Annotated in this window: 1 pseudogene; it reads right to left on the bottom strand. The window is 58.9% G+C overall.

What is annotated here, in order from left to right:
* Positions 1–742 (bottom strand): annotated as a pseudogene (locus tag KUM32_RS44305) (XRE family transcriptional regulator); the annotation flags it as partial.
* Between the last annotated feature and the right edge of the window lie 15 nt (positions 743–757).

Here is a 757-nt window from a genome sequence, read left to right as displayed (position 1 = left end):
GGGTGAGTGCATTCGATGGCCGACCTCGATATGTTTCCTGCAAACTCATGTAGGCGAGGGCGCTTGCCATGAGGCCGGGGTCGCTGGACTCCTTCCCAACCCGCACAGCCGCTTCAAAATACCTCCTGGCAGTAGAATGGCTATTGGCATCAAGGGCCAGCCATCCCGCCATCTGAGTCAGTTGGCCAAAAACTGAGAGCCCGTCTCCGGGGTTCTCGCGCACGCTTTCAGCCATCCGTGTGACGTAACGCGTCAGCGGAAGGAAGAGACTGTCACCGCCCAGTTCATCATCGAGATGCAGAAACATCTTGAGGAGCTGCTCGCCGCTTTGCTGAAGCGTCATACCCTCGAATGGTGTAATGCCTAGCATCGGCATATCTAGCGCCGCTGGAGCGGTTACGGCGTCTGGTGCGGAATCCGTACTTGACCGGCTGCCTTCCCATGGCCTTTCCGGCAGGCCAAGCATTTGTCCGGGAATTCCGAAGCCATCGGCCACGCGTTCTACAACCTGCCGACCTCGGATGCCACGGACACCACGGATAACGTCGCTCACACGTGAGGTTGTCATCTTGCCGATTGCGGCGGCCATAACCGCATAACTGGAGCCCGTGCGCCTGTTGACCAAACGGAAGATCTCTTGGAAATCCCTTGCTGCGCAGGCTCGTTGCATCGCATCGCTCAGTAGCAACGTGTCAGGGATCGTCAGCGGGTAACCGCTGCGCTTGGTCTGGCGGTCATCCATGGGCACCACCTGCAG

It is taken from the genome of Streptomyces sp. AC627_RSS907 (assembly GCF_019049165.1).
Note: the sequence above shows the minus strand (reverse complement) of the source record. Positions and strands in the feature narration are given on the sequence as shown.